This window comes from Rhizobium croatiense, assembly GCF_019793465.1.
GTDB classification, from domain to species: Bacteria; Pseudomonadota; Alphaproteobacteria; order Rhizobiales; family Rhizobiaceae; genus Rhizobium; species Rhizobium croatiense.
In genome coordinates this window covers 1-350 of sequence record NZ_JAILYJ010000096.1, presented here as the reverse complement: position 1 = coordinate 350, position 350 = coordinate 1, and the positions used below count along the sequence as shown (strand labels likewise).

The following is a 350-nucleotide window of genomic DNA, read 5'->3' as shown; positions in this document are numbered from 1 at the left end:
GGAACAGGGGAGCATGGTCGAGAACTTTTTCCGCCGACTGCGGCATAGTAAGCACCTTTCTTTTCATCGCGCCGCACCGGTGGCGGCAATGGGATGTCATCTGTCACGAGTGCGGATCAAGTCCGATAGGAAGAGCCTGGCCTGCCCCTTCCCAAGACAGGCCAGGCTCTCATTCGGCCGCAACCGCCTCAGCTGGCGCGGCCTCTTTTTTCCAGGGGACGTCGTAGAGATCCCACACCGGATTATTGATGGCCAGATCCATGTCGCGGGCGAATATGGCGAAGCCGTCATAGCCGTGATACGGGCCGGAATAATCCCAGGAGTGCATCTGGCGGAAGGGGATGCCCATC

Annotated in this window: 1 pseudogene; it reads right to left on the bottom strand. The window is 59.4% G+C overall.

The window, feature by feature from the left end:
* Positions 1–169: 169 nt before the first annotated feature.
* Positions 170–350: pseudogene (locus K6M89_RS30735) on the bottom strand (nitrogenase molybdenum-iron protein alpha chain); the annotation flags it as partial.